Annotated in this window: 5 protein-coding genes; all 5 read right to left on the bottom strand. The window is 73.9% G+C overall.

Features of this window, described 5'->3' with window-relative positions:
* Positions 1–205: 205 nt before the first annotated feature.
* Genes C3486_RS30375 through C3486_RS30355 form a run of 5 tightly spaced genes read right to left on the bottom strand, consistent with a single transcriptional unit; the run spans position 206 to position 5,956 of the window.
* Complete coding sequence (locus C3486_RS30375; RefSeq protein WP_103836023.1) at positions 206–1,516, bottom strand: DUF58 domain-containing protein; 1,311 nt, start codon at positions 1,514–1,516, stop codon at positions 206–208.
* An 8-nt stretch (positions 1,517–1,524) separates the two neighbouring features.
* Entirely contained in the window at positions 1,525–2,490 is a 966-nt protein-coding gene (locus tag C3486_RS30370; protein WP_103836021.1) for a MoxR family ATPase, read from the bottom strand.
* On the bottom strand, positions 2,471–3,733 hold the full coding sequence (locus tag C3486_RS30365; RefSeq protein WP_103836020.1) for a DUF4350 domain-containing protein: 1,263 nt from the start codon (positions 3,731–3,733) through the stop codon (positions 2,471–2,473). Before C3486_RS30365 ends, C3486_RS30370 begins: the two co-directional genes overlap by 20 nt.
* Positions 3,730–4,407 carry a DUF4129 domain-containing protein gene (locus tag C3486_RS30360; protein ID WP_258053077.1) on the bottom strand — a complete coding sequence of 226 codons (678 nt, stop codon included), beginning with the start codon at positions 4,405–4,407 and terminating at the stop codon, positions 3,730–3,732. Before C3486_RS30360 ends, C3486_RS30365 begins: the two co-directional genes overlap by 4 nt.
* Before the next feature lie 28 nt (positions 4,408–4,435).
* Entirely contained in the window at positions 4,436–5,956 is a 1,521-nt protein-coding gene (locus C3486_RS30355) for a hypothetical protein (RefSeq protein ID WP_103836017.1), read from the bottom strand.
* Positions 5,957–6,114 lie beyond the last annotated feature (158 nt).

Below are 6,114 nucleotides of genomic sequence, written 5' to 3'. Positions count from 1 at the left end.
CACGACCCATATGAGCCCGATGTATTTCGCGGCTCACGAGGCCCCGGAGTATTCGCAGCCAAGTACCGGGTACGCGCCTGGCCCGTACCCGTATCCATACGGACGCCAGCCGGCCTGAACAGTGGCACGTGAGGCAACATGCGAGGCAATGAGAAAGGGGCCTGGCGGCCCCTTTCTCATTCCTTAGCCCTTCGCCGCTCCCGCCTCACAGCCGCCCGGACGCCTTGAGCGCGAGGTAGGCGTCGGCCAGCTCCGGCGCGAGGCGAGAAGGTACGGCGTCGACGACCGTGACGCCATGGCCGCGGAGACGTTCCGCGGTGCGGTGGCGTTCGGCGCGGGTGCGTTCCGCTGCGGCCGCGGCGTACACATCGGCCGGCGTATGGCGGGACCGGGCCATGGCTTCGATGCGCGGGTCCGCCACAGCGGCCACGAGGACCTCGTTGTTCCGCGTGAGTCCGGGGAGTACGGGGAGCAGGCCCTCTTCGACCGGGGCCGCGTCGAGGCCGGTGAACAGCACGATGAGGGACCGGCGCGGGGCGCTGCGGCGGATGGCCGCGGCCAGGCCCCGGGCATCGGTCTCGACGAGTGCCGGCTCCAGCGGCGTCAGGGCGTCGGTCAGCGCGGGGAGCAGGTCGCGGGCCGTGCGGCCGTTGACGGCGGCGCGTACGCGTCGGTCGTAGGCGAGCAGGTCCACGCGGTCACCGGCGCGGGCGGCGAGCGCCGCGAGGAGGAGGGCGGCGTCCATGGCGGCGTCGAGGCGGGGGATGTCGCCGACACGGCCGGCCGAGGTGCGGCCGGTCTCCAGGGCCAGGAGGATGTGGCGGTCCCGCTCGGGGCGCCAGGTGCGTACGGCCACGGTCTGCTGGCGGGCCGTCGCGCGCCAGTCGATGGACCGGGTGTCGTCGCCGGGCGTGTAGTCGCGGAGGCTGTCGAACTCGGTGCCTTCGCCGCGCGTGAGGATGCTGGTCCGGCCGTCGAGTTCGCGCAGGCGGGCGAGCTTGGCGGGGAGGTGCTTGCGGCTGGTGAAGGGCGGCAGGGCGCGGACGGCCCACGGGACGTGGTGGCTGCCCTGGCGGGCGGCCAGGCCGAGCGGGCCGTACGAGCGGACGGTGATGCGTACGGCGTGGTGCTCGCCGCGGCGGGTGGGCCGGAGAGTGGTGGTGACGCGGCGGCGCTCGGACGCGGGGACGCGGAGGCGGTGCCGGGACTCGGCGTACTCGGTGCCGGAGTGGAAGGCGCTGGGCGGCCACGCGTCGCGGAGGTCGGCACGCAGGAGGCGGCCGGTGGGGTTGGTGACGGTGAGGTGTGTGGGGACAGCGTCACCGAGTCGAACTGATGTGTCCCCAGTACGGGTGAACTGCAGCTTTCGCACTGGCGCTGCGAGTGACAGGTCGCACAAAATTGCTGCAAGCAAAGCGAGTTGGACGGCGAGGATGCCGGTCCAGCCGGGGAGGAGCAGGCCGACGACGAGTGCGCCGAGGGCCGCGATGAGTGCGGTGCGTCCGGTGAGGGCCATGGCGTGGCTCAGCGGGGGACGGGAAGGTGAGCGAGGACCGCGGAGATGACGGAGTCGGCCGTGACTCCTTCCATCTCCGCCTCGGGGCGGAGCTGGACGCGGTGGCGCAGTGTGGGCAGGGCCAAGGCCTTGACGTCGTCAGGAGTGACGTAGTCGCGGCCGGTCAGCCAGGCCCATGCGCGGGCCGTGGAGAGCAGTGCGGTGGCACCTCGGGGGGAGACGCCGAGGGAGAGCGAGGGGGATTCACGCGTGGCACGGCAGATATCGACGATGTAGGCGGCGATGTCGGGGGAGACGGCGGTCTTGGCGACGGCCGCCCGGGCGGCTTCGATGTCGGCGGCGCCGGCGACGGGGCGTAGCCCGGCGGAGTCGAGGTCGCGCGGGCTGAAGCCCTCGGCATGCCGGGTGAGGATGCCGATCTCGTCCTGGCGGGCGGGCAGCGGGACCGTGAGCTTGAGCAGGAAGCGGTCGAGCTGGGCCTCGGGCAGCGGGTAAGTGCCCTCGTACTCCACGGGGTTCTGGGTCGCGGCGACCAGGAACGGTTCGGGGAGCGGGCGCGGCGTGCCGTCCACGGTCACCTGCCGCTCTTCCATGGCTTCGAGGAGGGACGCCTGTGTCTTGGGCGGGGTCCGGTTGATCTCGTCCGCGAGCAGGATGTTCGTGAAGACGGGGCCGGGCTGGAACGAGAACTCCGCGGTGCGCGCGTCGTAGACGAGTGAGCCGGTGACGTCGCTCGGCATCAGGTCGGGAGTGAACTGAACGCGCTTCGTGCCCATGTCGAGCGCTGCCGCGAGGGAGCGTACGAGCAGGGTCTTGGCGACGCCGGGCACGCCTTCGAGGAGGACGTGGCCCCGGCAGAGCAGCGCGACGACCAGGCCGGTGACGGCGGGGTCCTGGCCGACGACGGCCTTGGCGATCTCGGTGCGCAGGGCCTCCAGGGAAGCTCGGGCGCTGTCAGCTGTCGGGGTGCTCACGAGGTGCGTGCCTCTCTTGGTGAAGTATCGAGCGTTCGAGGTCGTCGAGTTGGTCGGCGAGCCGGACCAGGGCCTTGTCGTCCGCGGGGGCGGGCCCGAAGAGCAGCGTGTGCAGCGCCGCGGGAGTGCCGCCGTCCGCGGTGAGGCGGGTGGCGACGGCCGGGACGAGGACGTCCGCGGTGTCGACGTGGAGGGGAGGGACGCCTACGAGAGGAGCCAGCCGGGTGCGGGTGGCCGAGCGCAGGACGGCGGCTGCCTGGTCGCGGGCGTTGGCCTGCTGGTAGAGGCGGGCGCGGCCCTCGGTCGTCTCGGCGGCGGGGACGGTGACCGGCAGCCGTTCGGGGACGAGGGGGCCGAGTCGGCGGGCCCGCCAGAGGGCGGTCAGTACGGCGGCGATGGCCAGCTGCAGCAGGCCCCAGCCCCAGCCGGAGGGGATGAGGTCGAGGAAGGAGCGCTCGCCGTCGCGGGCTGTCGCGGGATCACTGACGGAGGGGAGGTACCAGACCAGATGACGGTGCGAACCGAGGAGTTGAAGGGCGAGCGAGGCGTTGCCCCGTTCGGCGAGGCGGTGGTTGTAGAGCAGGTCGGGGGCGCCGAGCAGCACGGTGTCGCCGGCGGTCGGTCCGGTGCCGCCCGGTGGCTGCGTGCCCTCCGCCGTCTTGCCCGGCAGGCGCAGCAGGGTGGGCAGGCCGTCGACGGGGTAGCAACCCTCGGCGCCGGGGGCGGAGCCGGAGTAGCGCATTCCGCCGAGGTCGGCGTCGCCGGCGCGGCGTGCCGCGGGCAGGGTGCAGTCCGGCGCGCGGACGGTGACGTCTGTCTCCGTGGCGGTCCGGATGCCGGGGGCCAGGGAGTCCAGTGCCGTCTGGTCGGGCGCGAGGAGGACGGTGCGGCCGGAGGCGCGTCCGGTGGCGGTGCGCAGTGTGTCGAGCTGCTGGCCGGTCAGCAGGTTCGGGTCGGTGACCAGAAGGGTCGTGTCCGGTCCTGCCGCTGCGGCGGCCTCGCGCGTGCTGGTCACGACGCGGGTGCTGACACCGCGTTCGGAGAGCAGGGTGGCGAGTGCGCGGCTGCCGGCGGGGTCGGCGGAGCGCGGATCCAGGCGGCCGTGCTGTTCGCCGGACCGCAGTGCCGCGATGACGATGCCGCCGAGGGCGAGGACGAGCAGCGCGATCAGAAGGCCGCGGGAGCGGGACCAGATCCTGGCGGCGGTGGGCGAGACGGAGGTGCTGTACGCGGGAGCGGTCATCCGGCGGCCCCGGCCCGGTCGGTGGTGAGTTCGGGCTTGGCCCGGGCGAGGTCGGTGTCCAGGGCGCTGAGCCGGGCGTACTCCTCGGCGGTGCCGAGATGGCGCCCGTACGTGAGGGCGTCGAAGGTCCGGGCGGCGGCGCGCAGCCGGTCGGCGTGGCCGGGGAAGGCGCGGCCGGACTCGGCCGCCGCCTCGTCGGCGGTGCGCCCCGGGGCAGGCGTGAGCAGCGCGCGTTCCTCCAGGGCGAGGACGATGGCCCGCATCCGTTCCTGTACGGCGGCGGTCCAGTCGTTGCGGGCGGCGTGTGCTTCCGCGGCCGTGCGGTGTTCGGCGGCGGTGCGCGGCCGGTCGGTGAAGAGCGTGGCACCGGTGGTGGGGGTGCGGCGCAGCGCGCCGAGCCGCAGGCGGAGCGCGACGACCAGCAACAGGACGACCAGGGCGATGACGAGCAGGCCGACCCAGCCGCCGGGGGTGGCCCCGGCGGCCGCGCTGAAGAGGTCGTCGACGCGCTGCCAGAGCCAGTTCAGGGCGCGCTGGAGCGGGTTGGGGTCGTGCTGGTGGTACCGCGGGTCGGACAGCTCGCGCTCGGCCGCCTCGCGGGCGGGGACGCGCGGCGTCCGTACGGGCACGTCGTCGCCCCCGAGGTGCACGCCCCCGAATTGCAGCGCGAGCACGGCGACTCTCCCCCCGGCCGTCACCGCATCAGCTCCCGGGCGTGGGACCGGGGGCGGGGGCCGCGTCGGCGCCGTAGCCGGGAAGCCCGGCGGCGCGCGCCAGTTCGAGGTCGAGCGCCTCGCGGCGGATCCGCTGGTCCATGTAGAGGAGCGCGGTGACGCCGGCACTGATCGGGAAGGTGACCGTCGAGCTGATCACGGCACCGATGCCGACCACGATCAGGAAGGTCCAGCCGGTGGTGGCGGTGCCGTCCATCCAGTCGGCCGCGCTCTCCCCGCCGAGCAGGATGGCGACGATGGTGGCCGGGATCTGGACGATGAACTCCACGATCATCACGATCAGCACGGTGAGCAGCTGGATGCCCAACACCCGCCACCAGGCGCCGCGTACGAGCTTGGCGGAGCGGCGCATGGACGTGATGACGCCCTGCTTCTCCAGCATCAGCGCGGGTGCGGCGAGGGAGTAGCGGATCCACAGCCAGACCCCGACGACGGTGGCGGCGAGCGCGCCCAGCAGGACGAGTGCCACGCCGCCCGGCACCGAGCCGGCCAAGGAGACGGCGATGCCCGGGGCGAGGCCGACCGCCATGACGGCCAGGATGATCAGCGGGAGGAGGATGAGCAGGCCGAAGAGGCGGGGCAGTTGACGGCGCGAGTCGCGCCAGGCCTCACCGGTGGAGACCGAGCGGCCCAGGACGGCACGGCTGACGACGATGGTGATCAGCGCGGTGGCGATCACGGTGCCGAGCATGGCGATGAACCACGTGATGCCGCTGGCGGCGAGCTGGCCGCCGGCCTCGCGCATGACCTGTTCGACGTCCGCGTTCGGATCGGTGCCCAGGGTCAGGTTGTCGGCGCGGTCGAACCACAGGCCCGACACGACCGTGGCAACGGCCTGCGTGATCACGGCGACGACCAGCGAAATGCCCAGCATGGTGCGCCAGTGCGCCCGCATCGTGGCCACGGCGCCGTCCAGGATCTCGCCGACGCCGAGCGGACGCAGCGGGATGACGCCGGGCTTGGCCGCCGGGGGCGGCGGGGACCACGAGCCGCCCCAGCCGGGCCGGCCGCCGCCCCACTGCGGGCCACCGGGGCCGGGCTGTCCCTGCCATCCGGGCTGGCCGCCCCACCCCGGCTGCCCGCCGGGAGTGCCGGGACCACCGGGACCGCCCGGCGGGTTCCAGCCGGACCCGCCGTTCGCGCCGGCGCCATCGGCTCCCGGCGCCCCGTTGGCACCGCCCGCGCCCGGCGCGCCGCCACTGGGCGCGGACCACTGCCCGGCCGGGGGCTGTTCCTTGGCCCACTGGACGGAGGGGGCCTGACCGGCCTGCTGGGATTCGGACACAGGCTGCTGGCCCGACGCCTGCTGCGGCGCGGGCGCCGCCTGCTGCGAAGGCTGCTGATCCACCGTGCCCTGTTCGGATCCCGCCGCATCGGCGGGCTGCCGGTCAGCGGACTGCTCGGACGGTGCGGGCTGCTCCTGGGGGCCGCGGTCCGGCTCGTCGGAGGGGGAGGATCCGGGCGAGGCCCAGCCCGGAGAGTTGTTCATCGTCGCTCCTTCACACTGCCCGTCCGCGGCGGCGGTCGGGTTCCGGGATCCGCGGTGCCAGTCATCGTGCCACGGCAAGTCCGGATTCGTACCGGCCCCCTTGCCAACAGGGGCTGTTCCGCTGCCGGGCCGAGATGTTCCGGTTGCCGCGACGGTTG

Origin of the sequence: Streptomyces sp. Ru73 (assembly GCF_002920575.1) — a bacterium.
Lineage (GTDB): Bacteria > Actinomycetota > Actinomycetes > Streptomycetales > Streptomycetaceae > Streptomyces.
Note: the sequence above shows the minus strand (reverse complement) of the source record. Positions and strands in the feature narration are given on the sequence as shown.